This is a genomic window from Mesorhizobium sp. FG116, from assembly GCF_057809835.1.
This window is the reverse complement of the sequence record NZ_JBMDKS010000003.1, coordinates 143059-161293: the sequence shown is the minus strand read 5'-3', so window position 1 is coordinate 161293 and position 18235 is coordinate 143059. Positions and strand designations below refer to the sequence as shown.

Genomic DNA, 18235 nt, shown 5'->3' with positions numbered 1-18235 from the left:
ATGCGCGTTGCCATCATCGACTACGGCTCGGGCAATCTGCGCTCGGCGACCAAGGCTTTTGAGCGCGCCGCACGTGAGGCGGGCATTGACGCAGATATCGACCTGACTGCCGATCCCGAACGCGTTCGCAGTGCTGACCGCATCGTGCTGCCGGGGGTGGGCGCCTATGCCGATTGTGCCGCGGGCCTGCGCGCCGTGGACGGCATGTGGGAGGCGGTTGAAGAGACAGCTATCACCAAGGGCCGGCCGTTTCTCGGAATTTGCGTTGGCATGCAGCTGATGTCGGAGCGCGGGCTTGAAAAGACCGTCACCAGGGGCTTCGGCTGGATCGCGGGCGACGTGAAGGAAATCACCCCTGCCGATCCGGCATTGAAGGTTCCCCAGATCGGCTGGAACACAATCGAGCTGCGCCGCGAGCATCCGTTGTTTGCCGGCATCAAGACGGGTTCGGACGGCCTGCACGCCTATTTCGTCCATTCCTATCACCTCGACGCCACGCGGCCGGATCAGGTGTTGGCCGTGGCTGACTATGGCGGGACTGTTACGGCTGCGGTAGCGCGGGACAATCTTGCCGGTACCCAGTTCCATCCTGAAAAAAGCCAGGCGCTCGGCCTTGCTCTCATTGCCAATTTCCTGAGGTGGAAGCCTTGATCCTTTTCCCCGCCATCGACCTCAAGGACGGCAAATGCGTGCGCCTGAAGCTCGGCGACATGGCGACCGCCACGGTCTACAACGAAGACCCCGCGGCGCAGGCCAAGGCGTTCGAGGACCAAGGCTTCGAGTGGCTGCACGTCGTCGATCTGAACGGCGCCTTCAAGGGCCAGAGCGTCAACGCCGCCTCGGTTGGAGCGATTCTCAAGGCGACCAAGAACCCCGTGCAGCTCGGCGGCGGCATTCGTACGCTGCCTCAGATCGAGGACTGGCTGGATCGCGGCCTAGCGCGGGTGATCCTCGGCACGGTCGCGGTGCGCGATCCCGATCTTGTCAAGCAGGCGTGCAAGGCATTCCCCGGCAAGATCGCCGTCGGGATAGATGCCAAGGGCGGCAAGGTGGCGGTCGAGGGATGGGCGGAAGCGTCGAGCCTCGGCGTCATCGAACTGGCAAAGAAGTTCGAGGGCGCGGGCGTCGCGGCCATCATCTACACCGACATCGACCGCGACGGCGTTTTGACCGGCATCAACTGGAATTCAACCATCGATCTGGCCGACGCCGTTTCGATCCCGGTGATCGCATCCGGCGGCCTTGCCTCTGTCGCGGACATTGTGCGCATGACCATGCCGGATGCCCGCAAGCTGGAAGGCGCGATTTCCGGCCGGGCGCTTTACGATGGACGCATCGACCCCGATGAAGCGCTCACTATATTGCGTGAAGCACGCAACCGGAGCGGAGTGCAATGAAACTCTCGGTCATCCTCGCAGCCTATGACAGCGGCCACTACCAGTCAGGCTTCGGACAGGGGCCGGAGGCGCTTGTTGCAGGCGGGCTGGTCGAGGCCCTGACCCTGGCGGGACACGATGTGACGGTTGAGGATATCGGGCAGGTCGGCGACGCGCAGGAACGCGAGATCGCCACCGGCTTTGCCGTGTGCAGGGCGGTTGGCAACAAGGTTGGCCACGCCATCGACCATGATCGCTTTCCGATCGTGCTGGCAGGCAACTGCCTGACGGCGGCGGGTGCCGTCGCCGGCGAGGTTGCAGACTCCATCATCTGGTTCGACCAGCATGGTGATATCAATACGCCTGAGACATCGTCCTTCGGCTTTCTCGACGGGATGGCGCTGTCCACCGTGCTCGGCCTGTGCTGGCGCCCGATCTCAAAGACGATCCGCGGGTTTCGCCCGATCGATCCTGCGCGCTGCCTTCTGGTCGATGCCCGCGACCTCGATCCCGACGAGCGCAAACTGCTGGACACCTTGTCGGTGATGCGCGCCGAATGCGCCAACGCCGCCGAAAAGGCCGGCAAGCTGAATGCAAGCGGGGCCAAGCGCACCCACCTGCATCTCGACCTCGATGTGCACAACCCGGATTTCCTGCAGGTCAATCGCTATGCGACACCCGGCGGCCCCAGCCCCGAGCAGTTGCGCGAGGCTGTTTGCAGCATCGGCCGCTCGGTTCCGATAACGGGCGTGACGGTTTCGGCCTACGATCCGGCCTTCGATCCGCAAGGAGAGGTGCCTCCGGTTACCGGCCACCTGCTGGTCGATCTCGTGGCAGCATTGGAGCGAATCTGATGCTGAAGGCCAGAGTCATTCCATGCCTCGACGTGAAGGACGGCCCGCGTCGCCCGCAGCCGCATAGCGGCGAGGACGCGCAGACAAGAATGGAGGCCGTCCTTTGACCCTCAAGGCTCGCGTAATCCCCTGCCTCGACGTGAAGGACGGGCGCGTCGTCAAGGGCGTCAATTTCGTCGATCTGGTCGATGCCGGCGATCCGGTCGAAGCGGCCAAGGCCTATGACGCAGCCGGGGCCGACGAACTGTGCTTTCTCGACATTACGGCCTCGTCGGAGAACCGGGAGACGATCTTCGATGTGATCGCGCGCACTGCCGAGCAGTGCTTCATGCCGCTGACCGTCGGCGGCGGCGTGCGGCAGGTCGCCGACATCCGCAAGCTGTTGCTTGCAGGCGCAGACAAGGTGTCGATCAATACCGCAGCGGTGAAGAACCCAAACTTCGTAGCGGAAGCCGCCGACAAGTTCGGCAACCAGTGCATTGTCGTCGCCATCGACGCCAAGAAGGTGAGCGGGGCCGGAGAAGCCGACCGCTGGGAGATATTCACCCATGGCGGGCGCGAGAAAACCGGCATCGACGCCGTCGAGTTCGCCGAAAAGGTCGTTGACCTTGGCGCCGGCGAAATCCTGCTTACCTCGATGGACCGCGACGGCACCAAGATCGGCTATGACATCGCGCTGACGCGCGCCGTGGCGGACGCCGTGCGCGCGCCGGTGATCGCTTCCGGCGGTGTCGGCAACCTCGACCACATGGTGGCAGGTATCCGCGACGGACACGCTACGGCGGTGCTCGCTGCCTCGATCTTCCATTTCGGCACATATTCGGTGCGGGAAGCGAAGGAACACATGGCCGCTGCCGGCTTGCCGATGCGACTCGACTCCGAAGCCAAACAATCCTAGACGGCGCAAATGGCCAGTTTTTCGCTATCAGACCTGGAAACGACAATCCGTGAGCGCGCCAGTTCCGGGGATCCGGAATCCTGGACGGCGAAGCTATTTGCCAAGGGCATGGACAAGGCCGCGCAAAAGCTTGGCGAAGAAGCGGTTGAGACGGTGATTGCCGCAGTGAAGGGCGATACCAAAGCGGTGATTTCGGAAAGTGCCGATCTCCTCTATCATTGGCTCGTGGTGTTGGCGATCGCGGGCATTTCGCTTGATGACGTGCTGGCGGAGCTGGAGAGGCGCACCGGCCGCTCAGGCATTGCCGAGAAGGCTTCACGACCGCAGTCTGGCTGACTGCGACGAAGGGCAGGAGACGCGATGGACCAGCTTGCGCCGACCGCGAAATACTCGCCCTATCTGTTTTTCTCGGCCCAGGAATGGGCCAAATTCCGCGCCGATACGCCACTGACGCTGTCCGGCGAGGAAATCGACCGCCTCCGTTCCCTCAACGACCCTGTCGATCTCGACGAGGTGCGGCGCATCTATTTGTCGCTGTCGCGGCTTTTGTCGGCGCATGTCGAGGCCAGCCAGTTGCTGTTTGCCCAGCGGCGCGCCTTCTTCAACGTGCAGACGGCGACCAAGACTCCGTTCATCATCGGCATCGCCGGATCGGTCGCGGTCGGCAAGTCGACCACTGCGCGCGTGCTGAAGGAGCTTTTGGCGCGGTGGCCGTCTAGCCCCAAGGTCGATCTCATCACCACCGACGGCTTCCTGCTGCCGAATGAAATCCTGCGCCGCGAGAACCTGATGGAGCGCAAGGGTTTTCCGGAAAGCTATGACGTCGGCGCGCTGCTGCGGTTCCTGTCGGCGATCAAGTCCGGCCAGAAGGATGTGCAGGCACCAGTCTATTCGCACCTGACGTATGACGTTATTCCCGACCAGTTCATCACCATCGATCGGCCGGATATCCTGATCTTCGAGGGCATCAATGTGCTTCAGCCCGGCAAGCTGCCGAGCGACGGCAAGATCGTGCCGTTCCTGTCGGACTTCTTCGATTTCTCGATCTACATCGATGCGGACGAGGAGCGTATCCACGACTGGTATATCGCCCGCTTCATGCGCCTGCGCGAGACGGCGTTCCGCAATCCGGACTCTTTCTTCCACCGCTATTCCAAGCTGTCGGAAAGTGCGGCGCGCGCCATCGGCGAAGGCTTGTGGAGCAACATCAACCTGAAGAACCTGCGCGAAAACATCCTGCCGACGCGCGCCCGCGCTGACCTCATCCTGCGCAAGGGCGCCGACCATCTGGTCGAGGAAGTAGCGCTGAGAAAGCTTTAGGGTCAGGACCTATTAATCTGGCTGAAATGGTCGGAGCGGATTTGTGCGGATACGAGGAGCGAAGCCGCTGGAAGGCTGAAGCCTTTCAAGGCTTTGCGACACTGTAGCCCGTGCAAATCCGCCCGATCCGTAGGACGATCGAACTGGCGTCGAACTGCTGCGTCAAAGTCCTCGACCGGGGGAACCACCCCGCTCCACGGACTTTTCCTTGCATCTCTCGCCATTTCGAACGCCATTCCAGTCATATTAACAGGTCCTGACCCTAGGGTTTCGTCACCCGGCGCAGGGTCAGGTTGATGCGGCCGCTGTTCTTGAGCAGCGTTGAAGTATCTGGGTAGATGCGGTCGACGCCGTGATAGGCCAGCCGCCCTTCGCCTCCGAGGACAAGAACATCGCCACTTTGCAGACGCAGGGACACGGTCTTTGCACTGCGCTGCGGCGGACCGACGCGAAACAGGCAGTCGTCGCCGAGCGAAACTGAGACGACAGGCGCCAAAAGATCGGTTTCGTCGCGGTCCTGATGCAGGCCCATGCGGGCACTGGCCGAGTAGAAATTGACAAGGCAGGCTTCCGGCCTGTGCGGATAGTCGGCGACCTCTTGCCAAAGGGCCATGAGTGCTGCCGGGATTGACGGCCATGGCTGGCCTGTCACCGGATGGGTCGGCTGGTAGCGATAGCCGCGTTCCTTGTCCGTCACCCAGCCGAGCGATCCGCAATTGGTCATGCGCACGCTCATTTCCTTGCCGGTCTTCGGCATTGCCGGCACGTAGAGCGGAGCGGCCTCGACCACGTTCCTGATGTCTTCGACCAAAGCGGCCTGCGCTTGCGGCGACAGGAAGCCGGGCAAGTGGCGCACGCCGTCGGGCAAATCGGCCATCGTGTTCCTCTTTTTGCCCAGTGTGTCCGATTCAAAAGGAAACGGCGACCCGAAAGCCGCCGTTTGAACAAGAGGTAGCCGGTTTTATCAGGCCTGTGCGATGTCCGGAATGCGCAGCACCTGGCCGGGATAGATCTTGTCGGGATGCTTGAGCATCGGCTTGTTGGCCTCGAAGATCACCGTGTACTTTGAGGCCTTGCCCTTGCCGTATTGGGCTTCGGCGATCTTCGACAGGTTGTCGCCTTTCTTGACCGTGTAGAAGACCGGTTCCTTGGCAGGCGTCGAAGCCTTGACCAGTTCGGTCATGTCGACATTGCCGTCGAGCTTGAGGCCGGAATCGGGTGCGACCACCTTCAGTTCGTCGGCCTGCACCTTCGAGACGCCGAGCGTGTTGCCGACGGCAATGATCGCTTTTTCGAAGATCGACTGGTCCTTGACCACGCCCTTGAGCACTGCGGTATCGCCGCGCACTTCGATGTCGACCTTGTCGGTGCCGAGCTTGTGTGATTCGAGCTCCTTCTTGAGCGCGTCGGCGTTGGGGGTTTCATCGTCGCCAAAGCCGAGCTTTGCGCCGACATTTTTCACGAAGTCGAAAATGCCCATAGTGGCCTCCATTGCTGCACCGCTCCGTTTTGGCAGGTGCAACCGCAAATGGGAAGATGCCAATTTGGCGTCAGTCGTTCTCTACTTTGCCGCGCAATTTCTTGACCGTGGAGCGGCCAGCCTTCGATTTCAGCCGCCTTTCGACCGAACCCTTGGTCGGCTTGGTCTTCCTGCGCGGCGGCGGCGGTGGCTCGGCGGCCTTGGCGACCAGTTCGGTCAAGCGCGCGCGGGCATCGGCGCGGTTCTGCTCCTGGGTACGGAAGCGTCCGGCCTCGATGACGATGACGCCGTCCTTGGTGGCGCGCTGGCCGGCCAGCTTGATGGTGCGCGCCCTGACGCGTTCGGACAGGCCGGGCGCATTGGCGGCGTCGAAGCGCAGCTGCACCGCGGTCGCGACCTTGTTGACGTTTTGTCCGCCCGGCCCCGAGGAACGGATGAACGTCTCGCTCAGGTCGTCGGGATAGATGATCGCTTCCGGCGCGATCTCGATGTTCTCGTCGGCACTCATGGCGCAGTCATGATGCCTTGGCGGTCAAAAGAAAAGGCCCGATCGAAACCGGGCCTTTCTCGCATTCATTGGATGTGCGTCCGAATTTATTCCGCAGCCTGCTGCAAATGCGGCGCAGCACTCAGCACAAGCGCATCGACATGGCTCTCGAACTTGCCGAAATTGTCGATGAACATGCCGACCAGCTTGGCCGCCTGGCGGTCATAGGCCGCCTTGTCCGCCCAGGTGGCGCGCGGATCGAGGATCGACCCGTCGATACCGGGCAGGGCAACCGGCACTTCGAAGCCGAAAGTGGCATCGGTGCGGAATTCCGCCTGCTTGAGTGAGCCGTCCAGCGCCGCTGCGAGCAGAGCCCGCGTCGCCTTGATCGGCATGCGCTTGCCGGTGCCATAGGCGCCGCCGGTCCAGCCGGTGTTGACCAGCCAGCAATCGACATTGTGACGTGCGATCAGTTCGCGCAGCAAATTGCCGTACTCGGAAGGATGACGCGGCATGAACGGCGCGCCGAAGCAGGTGGAAAATGTCGCTTCCGGTTCGGTCACGCCCTTTTCCGTGCCAGCCACCTTGGCTGTGTAACCGGACAGGAAATGGTACATCGCCTGCGCCGGGGTCAGCCGGGCAATCGGCGGCATCACGCCGAAGGCATCGGCGGTCAGCATGATGATATTCTTCGGGTGGCTTGCCTGTCCCGTCGCGCTGGCGTTGGGAATGAAGTTGAGCGGGTAGGCGCAGCGCGTGTTCTCTGTCAGCCGTCCGTCGTCGAAATCGGGAACGCGCTGTTCATCGAGAATGACGTTTTCGAGCACAGTGCCGAAACGCTGCGTGGTCGCGAAAATCTCGGGCTCGGCTTCGGCCGAAAGCCGGATCGTCTTGGCATAGCAGCCGCCCTCGAAGTTGAAGACGCCCTGCGGTCCCCAGCCATGCTCGTCGTCACCGATCAGTGTGCGCGACGGATCGGCCGACAACGTCGTCTTTCCGGTGCCGGAAAGGCCGAAGAACACAGCGGCATCGCCATTGGGACCTTCGTTGGCCGAGCAGTGCATGGGCATGACGCCTTGCTGCGGCAACAGGTAGTTGAGCGCGGAAAACACCGACTTCTTCATCTCGCCGGCATAGGAGGTGCCGCCGATGAGCACGATCATGCGGGTGAGGTCGAGCGCGATCACCGTTTCGGTGCGCGTGCCGTGGCGCGCGGGATCAGCGCGGAACGACGGCAGGTCGATGATCGTCATCTTCGCGGTGAAATCGGCAAGGCTGTCCGCCTCTGGTCGGATCAGGAGGTTGCGGATGAACAGCGAGTGCCAGGCAAGCTCGGTAACGACGCGGGTCGGTAGGTTGAGGTCCTTGTCGGCGCCGCCGACGAGATCCTGCACATAGAGATCCTTGTCGGCCGCATGGGCAAGGAAATCGGCCAGAAGCGTATCGAACTGCGCCGGCGACATTGCCTTGTTGGCGTCCCACCAGACATGCGGTTCGGTGTTTTCGTCACGTACGACGAACTTGTCCTTTGCCGAACGGCCGGTGTGTTGTCCGGTCTCGGCGACGAGTGCGCCATGCGCGCTGAGGCGTGCCTCGCCGCGACGGATCGCCTCTTCGTAAAGTGCCGATGCACCGAAATTGTAGCGCACCGTGCCGGATGTCTTGAGTCCCACCGCATCGATGCCGAATGCAGGGTTTCGTTTGCCGAGTTCCGACATGAAGGTCCTTTCAATATGCGACGGATGTCATATGCGTGGAGCCGCCTGTGCCGAGGCTTGCTCTGGTCAGAACCAGAAAAACCAAACGATATCAAATCATTAATCGATTTAAAAAATTTGAAAGTTGTTTAAATCGTTTAGATATGGCAAAAGTCGGAGAGTTGTCCAAAGGATCGGGTTGGCCTCGGCGTCTTACCCATGATTTGAGTATGGCGTAGCGTCGGAGTTGCAGTTGCAGCGGCGCGCCACATTTTGTACCTAATTTGTCCTGCAAAAGCGCCCTTCTTCACGACGAAGGGACATTCGCCCATGAGGGAGCCGCTCGAAATGGCAACAATCGCGCTTGTCGACGACGACCGCAATATCCTGACCTCGGTCTCGATCGCCCTTGAATCTGAGGGGTATCGGGTCGAGACCTACACGGACGGTGCGTCGGCGCTGGAGGGCCTCGCAGCAAGGCCGCCGAGCCTTGCCATCCTCGACATCAAGATGCCGCGCATGGACGGCATGGAGCTTTTGCGCCGCATGCGCCAGAAGACCGATCTTCCGGTGATCTTCCTGACTTCGAAGGACGACGAGATCGACGAATTGTTCGGCCTCAAGATGGGCGCCGACGATTTCATCAGGAAACCGTTCTCGCAGCGCCTGCTGGTGGAACGGGTCAAGGCGGTGCTGAGGCGCGCCGGCGCCCGCGAAACGGCGGCGAAGACGCCTGCCCAGCAAAGCCGCTCGCTGGAGCGTGGCCAGCTGGTCATGGACCAGGAGCGTCACACCTGCACCTGGAAAGGCGAGCCGGTAACGCTGACCGTCACCGAATTCCTGATCCTGCATTCGCTGGCCCAGCGCCCCGGCGTGGTGAAAAGCCGTGATGCCTTGATGGATTCAGCCTATGATGAGCAGGTCTATGTCGATGATCGCACCATCGACAGCCACATCAAGCGGCTTCGCAAGAAGTTCAAGGTTGTCGATGACGACTTCGAGATGATCGAAACATTGTACGGCGTCGGCTACCGGTTCAAGGAGGCCTAGAAGCCGGCCCTGAGCGCAGCGGGGGCTGCTGACAGATGGCCATGGAAGCAGAGCTGAACAAGCCGGCAAGCACCGCCAGACGCACGACGCGTCGGGCGCCTTCCGCCTTGTCGAAGCTGACGGTGCCTATGCGCCGCTTCCTCGGCCATCATATTTTCTCCAGCCTGACCCGCCGCATTCTTTTCCTCAACCTCGCCGGCCTTGCCGTCCTGGTCGTCGGCATCCTCTATCTCAACACCTTCCGCGACGGGCTGATCGATGCGCGCGTCGAAAGCCTGATGACGCAAGGCGAAATCATCGCCGGCGCCATTGCAGCTTCGGCCACCGTCGAAACGGATTCGATCAGCATCGATCCGGAAAAACTGCTTGAATTGCAGGCGGGCGAAAGCATCGCGCCGGGGTCCGATGCCCTTGATAATCTCGATTTTCCCATCAACCCGGAGCGCGTCGCCCCGGTGCTGCGGCGATTGATTTCGCCGACGCGCACGCGCGCCCGCATCTATGACCGCGACGCCAATCTGCTGCTCGATTCGCGCCATCTCTATTCGCGCGGCCAGATTCTGCGCTACGACCTGCCTTCCGTCGAAGAGGAGGAGCCGGACCTTCTCGAGCGGGTGCAGAAGTTCGTTTTCGACATCTTCCGCAACAAGGCCTTGCCTGTTTATCACGAGCAGCCGGGCGGCAACGGCACGGCATTCCCGGAAGTCCGGACGGCATTGACGGGCAGCCCGTCCACTCTGGTGCGCATATCGGAAAAGGGCGAGCAGATCGTTTCGGTCGCGGTTCCGATCCAGCGCTTCCGCGCCGTGCTTGGTGTCCTGATGCTGTCCACCGAAGGCGGCGATATCGACAAGATCGTTGCCGCCGAGCGCAAGGCGATCCTTCGCGTGTTCGGTATTGCCGCGCTCGTCACGGCGCTTTTGTCGCTTCTTTTGGCCTCGACCATCGCCAATCCGTTGCGTCGGCTGTCGGCGGCCGCGGTCAGGGTGCGGCGCGGCGTCAAGAACCGCGAGGAAATCCCGGATTTTTCCGACAGGCAGGACGAAATCGGCAACCTTTCAATCGCGGTGCGCGATATGACCAACGCGCTCTATGCCCGCATCGAGGCGATCGAGAGTTTTGCCGCCGATGTCAGCCACGAACTGAAGAACCCGCTCACCTCGCTGCGCAGTGCCGTGGAGACCTTGCCGCTGGCCAAGAACGAAACATCGCGCGCCAGGCTGATGGAAGTGATCCAGCACGACGTGCGCCGTCTCGACCGCTTGATAACCGACATTTCCGATGCCTCGCGCCTCGATGCGGAACTGGCGCGTGAAGATGCCGCCAGGGTCGACCTGAAGAAATTCGTCACCGACCTCGTCGCCATCTCGCGCGAGGCTTCACGTCACAAGAAGCCGGTCGAAATCGAGCTGAAGATCGCCAAGCTTCCGCAAGGCGTGAAGGGCTTTTATGTCGTCGGCCATGATCTCAGGCTCGGACAGGTCATTACCAATCTGATCGAAAATGCCCGCTCCTTCGTGCCCGATGAGCATGGAAACATCACCATTTCGCTTGAGCGCGCCGGCAAGTTCAACATCATTACCATCGATGACAATGGTCCCGGCATCAGGGCCGAAACCATCGAGCGCATCTTCGAGCGCTTCTACACGGACAGGCCTGCCGGCGAAGCCTTCGGTCAGAACTCCGGCCTCGGTCTTTCGATCAGCCGCCAAATCGTGGAAGCACATGGCGGCACACTCGCTGCCGAAAACATTTCCGGCACCAAGCCCGGCGATATCAAGGGCGCACGCTTCGTCATTGCCTTGCCGGCCGACGAGTGACAGCCATGCCATCCAGAGATGGGGAGTTTGCGCAGGGTGGTCAGCCGCGCAATCTGCACGCCACGGCCGTGCTGATCGGTGATCGCGGTATTTTGGTCATGGGGCCGTCGGGGGCGGGCAAGACGACCCTGGCGCTCGCCTTGCTCGACCATTTCGCCGGCGTGAGCCAATTCGCGCGGCTGATATCGGATGACCAAGTATTCCTATCGGCAAAGGGGGCACGAGTGGTTTGCCGCGCACCGGCCTCCATCGCGGGTCTTGCCGAAGTCCACGGCATCGGGCCGCAGCCTGTGGCCTATGAGCGATCGGCGGTGATCGACCTCTGCCTGGAGTTGGTCGAAGGCCAAACGGAACGCTTTCAGGGCGAGGCCAGCCTGAGCGTTGATGGGTGCTCGATTCCGAAAATCAGGGTCCCGGCTCGAAACGTCCCTGCGGCACTGCAAATCGTACTAAGTATGGTTGTTCGCCGCGACGCATGAAGCGCTGTCGATGAAACGAATTTGGGCAGGAGCATGGCCGGAATTGCCCGATTTCATGCTGCAATGCGTCAAAATGGCCCGCGGTGACGCACTTTTGGGCTTGTCAACGTGCCCGGTGTCGACAAGATAGCGCTCCCGCCGCCCGCTAGGCTGGCGAGCATAAAGAGCGCTTGTGAAGAGGCCATGACGGGAGCCACCAGATTATGATCGGACTCGTGCTTGTTACGCACGGTCAATTGGCGACCGAGTTCCGCCTTGCGGTGGAGCATGTTGTTGGGCCGCAGGAACTCTTCGAGACCGTTGCAATCGGCGCCGACGACGACATGGAGCAGCGCCGCCGCGATATCGTCGATGCGGTGGCGCGTGTCGATACCGGCTCCGGCGTCATCTTGTTGACCGATATGTTCGGCGGGACACCTTCCAACCTCGCGATTTCGGTGATGGAAGCCGGCCGCACCGAAGTGATTGCCGGCATGAACCTGCCGATGCTGATCAAGCTTTCAAGCGTGCGCAAGTCCGACAACATGGCGCTGGCGCTTGACGAAGCGCAGGCGGCCGGACGCAAATACATCAACGTTGCCAGTCAGCTTTTGGCGAGCAAATGACGATGGATGCCGACGCCAGCCTCGTACAGGTTTTCCGTGACATGCGGATCATCAACCAGCGTGGCCTGCACGCGCGGGCCTCGGCAAAGTTTGTCCAGGTTGCCAGCGGCTTCGATGCCACGATTGATGTCGAGAAGGATGGCGTCAAGGTTGGTGGAACTTCCATCATGGGGCTGATGATGCTGGCCGCCAGCCCGGGCTGTTCGATCCGGGTGATGGCTCAAGGTCCAGAGGCCGTCGCCGCCATCGATGCGCTCGAGCAACTCGTCGCCAGCCGCTTCGGCGAAGAGGTCTGATCCCTCTGTTTCTTCGAGCATGACTTTTCCGAAAACCGGAATCCGATTTTCGGGATCATGCTTTGGAACATGCACGAATAAAGATTTCTTTATATCCCGTTGTCGTTTTGGCCGCGATCTGGTAGTCAAGCGGCCAATTCGCGCTGGCCGGCAATGCTGCGGCACAGGCGCCTGAAAACAACAAATCTCTGGAGCACTGCCATGACAGGTAGCAAGGATTACGTGGTCGCCGACATTTCGCTGGCCGACTGGGGCCGCAAGGAAATCGAGATAGCCGAGACCGAAATGCCCGGCCTGATGGCCTGCCGCGAGGAGTTCGGCGACAAGAAGCCGTTGAAGGGCGCGCGCATCACCGGCTCGCTCCATATGACGATCCAGACGGCAGTGCTGATCGAGACGCTGAAGGCGCTCGGAGCCGATATCCGCTGGGCCTCGTGCAACATCTTCTCGACGCAGGATCATGCCGCGGCCGCCATTGCCGAAGCCGGTGTTCCCGTCTTCGCCATCAAGGGCGAGACGCTTGAAGACTATTGGACCTACACCGACCGGATCTTCCAGTGGTCCGACGGCGGGCTCTCCAACATGATCCTCGACGATGGCGGCGACGCCACCATGTACATCCTCATCGGCGCCCGCGCCGAGGCCGGCGAGGACGTTCTGTCCAACCCCGGCAGCGAAGAAGAGGAAATCCTGTTTGCCCAGATCAAGAAGCGCATGGCGGCAACGCCGGGCTTCTTCACCAAGCAGCGCGAAGCCATCCGCGGCGTGACCGAGGAAACCACCACCGGCGTCAACCGTCTCTATCAGTTGCAGAAGAAGGGCCTGCTGCCGTTCCCGGCAATCAACGTCAACGATTCCGTGACCAAGTCGAAGTTCGACAACAAGTACGGCTGCAAGGAATCGCTCGTCGATGGCATCCGCCGCGGCACCGACGTGATGATGGCCGGCAAGGTGGCTGTGGTCTGTGGCTACGGCGACGTCGGCAAGGGTTCGGCCGCTTCGCTCAAGGGAGCCGGCGCGCGCGTCAAGGTAACCGAGGTCGATCCGATCTGCGCCCTTCAGGCCGCGATGGACGGCTTCGAGGTGGTCACGCTCGAGGACGCGGCACCGGGCGCAGACATCGTCATCACCACCACCGGCAACAAGGACGTCATCACGCTCGACCACATGCGCGCGATGAAGGACATGGTCATTGTCGGCAACATCGGCCACTTCGACAACGAGATCCAGGTCTCTGCCCTGCGCAACCTGAAATGGACCAACGTCAAGCCGCAGGTCGACATGATCTCCTTCCCCGATGGCAAGCGCATGATCCTGCTTTCGGAAGGCCGCCTGCTGAACCTCGGCAACGCCACCGGTCACCCGAGCTTCGTCATGTCGGCATCGTTCACCAACCAGGTGCTTGCCCAGATCGAGCTGTTCACCAAGCCCGGCACCTACCAGAACCAGGTCTATGTGCTGCCCAAGCATCTCGACGAAAAGGTCGCCAAGCTGCACCTCGACAAGCTCGGCGCCAAGCTGACCGAGCTTTCCAACGAGCAGGCCGCCTATATCGGCGTCACGCCGAAGGGTCCGTTCAAGTCGGAACACTACCGCTATTAACCATAGCAAGAATTAGCACAACATGTAGCGCCGGGCGATTGACAAATCGCCCGGCGTTATTTTTGCGCGCCGCGCGGCTTCACGGCGATTCGGCGAGACGGTATTGTGAGGTGATTCGCGATGCGTTGAAGCCGGGCACGGGGCGGGGCTCGCTGCACGGCGGTCTTGCATTCAGGCGGCGGAGAGGACCAGGACATGCCGGGGGAAGACCCGCGAAACGCGGGAAAGGCCGTTTCCGGCGGCCGCAACGATTCGAGCAACAGGCGCTTGCCATTGCGCGGCAATCGGGTTTGCCGTCGATTCGCGGCGTGGCTGGTGGGTTCGACTGCGATCTTGCCGGTCACGACTCTCGCCGTCCACGCGCAGGAAGTATCCAGGAAAGCCATAGCATCTATCGGCACCGTCGAAGTCATCCAGCTCGCCGTATTCGTCGGCGTCATGGGTGCGGCCCTTATTTCGGCCGTCGCCCTCATTCGCGAGCGCCAGCGCACCGCGACCGAAAACGCGCAACTGCGAGCCCGCGTAGCCGACCTCAATGCCTCGCTGCAGCGCTCGGAGGCCCTGCTCAACCTGCGCGACCAGCGCATCGTCGTCTGGGCATCGGAAAACAAGAAACCCGAGATCATCGGCTCGCTGCCGCTCGATACCGGCGCGCCGGACGACCGTGCCGCTTTCCTGGCGTTCGGGCGCTGGCTGATGCCCCGCTCTGCGGCAGCACTGGAACACGGCCTGGCGACCCTGCGCGAGAAGGGTACAGGCTTTGAGCTGGTCGCGGAAACCCAGACGGGCTCCCCGATCGAGATACATGGTCGCAAAAGTGCGGCGCATGCGTTGGTCCGGTTCATCTCGCTGTCGGAAACGCAGCGCAGCCAGGCCAGGCTGAAGCTGGAGAACCAGAGGCTGGCGAGCGAGCATGAAACGCTGCTCGGCCTGTGCAATGCGCTCGGCATGCCGTTGTGGTTGCGCGCGGCCGATGGTCGGCTGAAATGGGTCAACCGGGCCTATGCCGAAGCCGTCGAAGTGTCCGACCCGGACGAGGCCGTGCGCAAGGAAAAGGAATTCCTCGGCAGCCAGTCGCTCGACGCCATTGCCGACCAGCACAAGGCGCATGCGGTCTTTGAACAGACGCTTTCGACAGTGATCGAAGGCGACCGGCGCAAGTTTACCGTGACCGACTTTTCCGGCCCCGAGGGCTCCGCCGGCCTTGCCTGCGATGTCAGCGCGATTGAAACGGTGCGCGAGGAATATGAACGCACGGTGCGCAGCCACGCCGACACGCTCGACCAGCTCAACACCGCCGTAGCCATCTTCGATACGGACCAGAAGTTGCGCTTCTTCAACCAGGCGTTCCAGAAGCTCTGGAGCCTCGACAATGCCTTCCTGCACAGCGGCCCCGATCACGCCATGCTGCTCGACAGGCTGCGCAGCGAAGGCAAGCTCGCCGAACAGCCGGAATGGCGCCGGTGGAAGGATACGCTGCTCTCCGCTTACCGCTCCGTCGAACCGCAGGAACACTGGTGGCATCTGCCGGACGGCAAGACCATTCGCGTCGTTGCCAATCCGCAGCCGAAGGGCGGCGTCACCTGGGTGTTCGAGAATCTGACCGAAAAGATCGATCTCGAAAGCCGTTACCAGACGGCGGTGCGGGTGCAGGGCGAAACGCTCGACAATCTGGCCGAAGGCGTGGCGGTGTTCGGGCCGGATGGCAGGCTGCGCCTGTCCAACCCGGCTTTCGCGTCGCTGTGGGGTCTTGATATCGACACCGTGGTGCCGAACAGCCACGTTTCTGTAATACGCGACCTGTGCGACCGGCGCGCCAAGGACAGCCCGTGGAACGGCTTTGTTGCCGCCATAACCGGCTTTGACGACGAACGCCGCGACCGGCATGGCCAGACGGAGCTCAATTCGGGAAGCGTGCTGCGCTATGCCGTAATCCATCTTCCCAACGGCCAGGTTATGACGACCTTCGTCGATGTCACCGATAGCGTGAATGTCGAACGCGCATTGAAGGATAAGAACGAAGCGCTCCTGAAATCCGACCAACTCAAGAACGAATTCGTCCAGCACGTCTCCTACGAATTGCGCTCGCCTCTCACCAACATCATCGGCTTCACGGAGTTGCTTTCGCTGCCCGCCACGGGTCCGCTTTCGACCAGGCAGCGCGAATATGTCGAACATATCGGCTCGTCGTCGTCCGTGCTGCTGACGATCGTCAACGACATCCTCGATCTGGCCACCGTCGATGCCGGCATCATGCAGCTCGAGATTTCCGAAGTGCAGGTCGACCGCGCCATTTCGTCCGCTGCGGAGCTGGTCGCCGAGCGCCTCCAGGAACATGCGATCAGGCTTGAGATCAACGCCGCTGCCGCACCCGCGAGCTTCCATGGCGACGAGGTGCGCGTCCGCCAGATCCTCTACAATCTGCTGATCAACGCGGCGAACTATGCGCCGGCGTCCAGCACCGTCACCTTGACCTGCCGCCAGACGGCGGGCGGCATCGAGTTTTCCGTCCATGACGACGGGCCGGGCATGCCGCCTGATGTGCTGGATCTGGTGTTCCATCGCTTTGAATCGCGCGTCAATGGCGGACGCCGCCGTGGTGCTGGCCTTGGCCTCTCGATCGTCAAGAGCTTCGTCGAATTGCATGGCGGCAGCGTTCGCATCGAAACGGGCAAGGGGAAGGGCACCACCGTGGTCTGCGTCTTCCCGGACCAACCTTCGGGTATCCGTGAAGCGGCCGAGTAGTCCGCCGTATGCCGGGTTCTCTCATCGAGATATTCCTCGCTGATGCCGCCGCAACTGAACGGCTGGGCGAAGACCTTGCCATGGCGTTGCGTCCCGGCGATGTGCTGGCGCTGCGCGGCGATCTCGGCGCCGGCAAGTCTACGCTGGCGCGGGCCTTGATCCGGGCCTTGGCCGATGATGCGCAACTGGACGTGCCAAGCCCCACTTTCACGCTGGTGCAAAGTTACGAGGCGCGTTTTCCAGTCCATCATTTCGATCTCTACCGGCTTTCCTCAGAGGCGGAACTCGATGAGCTGGGTTTCGAAGATGGACTTGCAGAAGGTGCAGCGCTGGTCGAATGGCCTGAGCGGGCGGGCAACCGCCTGCCGCCGGACGCCGTATGGATCGAACTTGAGCACCTGAATGACGGTCGAAATATCCGCCTGTCTGGAAAGGGCGCTGCGCTTGAGCGCATCAGCCGGTCTTTTGCCATGCGCGACTTTCTCGAACGCTCAGGCTGGGGTTATGCCGAAAGGCGTCACTTCGTCGGCGATGCATCCGCCCGCTCATATGAAATCGTCACGCAGGACGGATCGTCCCCGCGCGTCCTGATGAATTCGCCTCGCTTGGTGATGGGGCCGCCGGTTAGGGATGGAAAGCCCTATGCCGAGATCGCCCATACGGCGCAATCGGTGGCCGCCTTCGTTGCGGTCGATCTCGCCTTGCACACGGCAGGGGTGACCGTTCCCGAAATCTATGCGCAGGATCTCGATCAGGGCTTTCTGTTGCTGGAGCATCTCGGATCTGGGAGCTTTCTCGACGGCGAAGGCAGGCCGATAGCCGGGCGTTATGCGGCGGCGGGCGAGCTTCTGGCGATGATGCATGGCCGCTTGTGGCCGCAACGGCTGGAGGTCGCATCGGGCGTCGTCCATGACGTGCCCCCATTCGACCGCGATGCCATGCTGATTGAGGCCGACCTGTTGGTTGACTGGTATGTTCCCGCCGTTACCGGCGCGCCGGCGGGTGATGCCTTGCGCGCGGGCTATCATGAACAATGGAATGCCGCACTCGACCGGCTGGCCGGGCGGGAATACAGCCTGATGCTGCGCGACTTCCATTCCCCCAACATCATCTGGCGCGGTAACCGCACCGGCCATGACCGGTTGGGCATCGTCGATTTCCAGGATGCGCTGATCGGCCCTTCCGCTTACGACGTTGCCTCGCTGGCGATGGACGCGCGCGTCACCGTTTCGCCGGCAATCGAACAGGTGACGCTCGCCGCTTACATTGCCGCGCGAAATGCTGCCGGTCCGTTTGACGAAGAGGCGTTTCGAGAGTCCTATGCATTGATGGCCGCACAGCGGAACTCCAAGATTCTCGGCATTTTCGTGCGGCTGGATCGCAGGGACGGCAAGCCCGCCTATCTGAAGCACCTGCCCCGTATTCGCGACTATCTGCGCAGGGCGTTGGCCCATCCAGCCTTGGCGGACATGCACGCCTTCTATGAAAAGCACGGACTGCTGGAGGAACGCGACCTGTGACTTCAG

18 protein-coding genes are annotated in these 18235 nt (G+C 61.8%); 14 read left to right on the top strand and 4 right to left on the bottom strand.

Features of this window, described 5'->3' with window-relative positions; translation table 11 throughout:
- From hisH to coaA, 6 genes are all read left to right on the top strand, one after another.
- Positions 1 to 651 (top strand): imidazole glycerol phosphate synthase subunit HisH, encoded by a 651-nt coding sequence (gene hisH / locus ACODTY_RS04385; protein ID WP_488993061.1) that lies wholly within the window; start codon positions 1 to 3, stop codon positions 649 to 651.
- A complete protein-coding gene (gene hisA, locus ACODTY_RS04380; RefSeq protein ID WP_488993060.1) occupies positions 648 to 1397 on the top strand; it encodes a 1-(5-phosphoribosyl)-5-[(5-phosphoribosylamino)methylideneamino]imidazole-4-carboxamide isomerase in 750 nt (249 codons plus the stop codon). Before hisH ends, hisA begins: the two co-directional genes overlap by 4 nt.
- On the top strand, positions 1394 to 2230 hold the full coding sequence (locus tag ACODTY_RS04375) for an arginase family protein (protein WP_488993059.1): 837 nt from the start codon (positions 1394 to 1396) through the stop codon (positions 2228 to 2230). The genes hisA and ACODTY_RS04375 overlap by 4 nt, the downstream gene beginning before the upstream one ends.
- A gap of 103 nt (positions 2231 to 2333) precedes the next feature.
- Positions 2334 to 3128, top strand: a complete 795-nt coding sequence (gene hisF / locus ACODTY_RS04370) for an imidazole glycerol phosphate synthase subunit HisF (RefSeq protein ID WP_488993058.1) — start codon at positions 2334 to 2336, stop codon at positions 3126 to 3128.
- A 9-nt stretch (positions 3129 to 3137) separates the two neighbouring features.
- Positions 3138 to 3464: a phosphoribosyl-ATP diphosphatase gene (locus ACODTY_RS04365; RefSeq protein WP_488993057.1), complete on the top strand. Its 327-nt coding sequence runs from the start codon at positions 3138 to 3140 to the stop codon at positions 3462 to 3464.
- Positions 3465 to 3488: 24 nt separating this feature from the next.
- The gene (gene coaA, locus ACODTY_RS04360) at positions 3489 to 4448 is read left to right on the top strand and encodes a type I pantothenate kinase (RefSeq protein WP_488993056.1); all 960 of its coding nucleotides are present in this window, start codon (positions 3489 to 3491) and stop codon (positions 4446 to 4448) included.
- Positions 4449 to 4710: 262 nt separating this feature from the next.
- Here the strand turns inward: coaA and ACODTY_RS04355 are convergent, their stop codons facing one another.
- From ACODTY_RS04355 to ACODTY_RS04340, 4 genes are all read right to left on the bottom strand, one after another.
- Positions 4711 to 5325, bottom strand: coding sequence for an alpha-ketoglutarate-dependent dioxygenase AlkB family protein (locus tag ACODTY_RS04355; RefSeq protein ID WP_488993055.1), 615 nt, complete (start codon positions 5323 to 5325; stop codon positions 4711 to 4713).
- Between the two features lie 87 nt (positions 5326 to 5412).
- Positions 5413 to 5928, bottom strand: coding sequence for a peptidoglycan-binding protein LysM (lysM, locus tag ACODTY_RS04350; RefSeq protein ID WP_488993054.1), 516 nt, complete (start codon positions 5926 to 5928; stop codon positions 5413 to 5415).
- A 70-nt stretch (positions 5929 to 5998) separates the two neighbouring features.
- The gene (arfB, locus tag ACODTY_RS04345; RefSeq protein WP_488993053.1) at positions 5999 to 6436 is read right to left on the bottom strand and encodes an alternative ribosome rescue aminoacyl-tRNA hydrolase ArfB; all 438 of its coding nucleotides are present in this window, start codon (positions 6434 to 6436) and stop codon (positions 5999 to 6001) included.
- Positions 6437 to 6522: 86 nt separating this feature from the next.
- On the bottom strand, positions 6523 to 8133 hold the full coding sequence (locus ACODTY_RS04340) for a phosphoenolpyruvate carboxykinase (protein ID WP_488993052.1): 1611 nt from the start codon (positions 8131 to 8133) through the stop codon (positions 6523 to 6525).
- Positions 8134 to 8460: 327 nt separating this feature from the next.
- Between ACODTY_RS04340 and ACODTY_RS04335 the strand changes: the two genes are divergently transcribed.
- The 8 genes from ACODTY_RS04335 (at position 8461) to tsaE (ending at position 18229) form a co-directional block, all read left to right on the top strand.
- On the top strand, positions 8461 to 9162 hold the full coding sequence (locus ACODTY_RS04335; RefSeq protein WP_488993051.1) for a response regulator transcription factor: 702 nt from the start codon (positions 8461 to 8463) through the stop codon (positions 9160 to 9162).
- Positions 9163 to 9203: 41 nt separating this feature from the next.
- Positions 9204 to 10982, top strand: a complete 1779-nt coding sequence (locus ACODTY_RS04330) for a stimulus-sensing domain-containing protein (protein WP_488993169.1) — start codon at positions 9204 to 9206, stop codon at positions 10980 to 10982.
- A 5-nt stretch (positions 10983 to 10987) separates the two neighbouring features.
- Positions 10988 to 11461 carry an HPr kinase/phosphorylase gene (locus ACODTY_RS04325; protein ID WP_488993050.1) on the top strand — a complete coding sequence of 158 codons (474 nt, stop codon included), beginning with the start codon at positions 10988 to 10990 and terminating at the stop codon, positions 11459 to 11461.
- A gap of 203 nt (positions 11462 to 11664) precedes the next feature.
- A complete protein-coding gene (locus tag ACODTY_RS04320; protein WP_488993049.1) occupies positions 11665 to 12066 on the top strand; it encodes a PTS sugar transporter subunit IIA in 402 nt (133 codons plus the stop codon).
- Positions 12067 to 12068: 2 nt separating this feature from the next.
- Positions 12069 to 12362 carry an HPr family phosphocarrier protein gene (locus ACODTY_RS04315; RefSeq protein WP_488993168.1) on the top strand — a complete coding sequence of 98 codons (294 nt, stop codon included), beginning with the start codon at positions 12069 to 12071 and terminating at the stop codon, positions 12360 to 12362.
- A gap of 201 nt (positions 12363 to 12563) precedes the next feature.
- A complete protein-coding gene (gene ahcY, locus ACODTY_RS04310) occupies positions 12564 to 13964 on the top strand; it encodes an adenosylhomocysteinase (RefSeq protein WP_488993048.1) in 1401 nt (466 codons plus the stop codon).
- A 195-nt stretch (positions 13965 to 14159) separates the two neighbouring features.
- Entirely contained in the window at positions 14160 to 16709 is a 2550-nt protein-coding gene (locus ACODTY_RS04305; protein WP_488993047.1) for a sensor histidine kinase, read from the top strand.
- An 8-nt stretch (positions 16710 to 16717) separates the two neighbouring features.
- Positions 16718 to 18229, top strand: a complete 1512-nt coding sequence (gene tsaE, locus ACODTY_RS04300) for a tRNA (adenosine(37)-N6)-threonylcarbamoyltransferase complex ATPase subunit type 1 TsaE (RefSeq protein WP_488993046.1) — start codon at positions 16718 to 16720, stop codon at positions 18227 to 18229.
- The last annotated feature ends 6 nt before the right edge of the window (positions 18230 to 18235 follow it).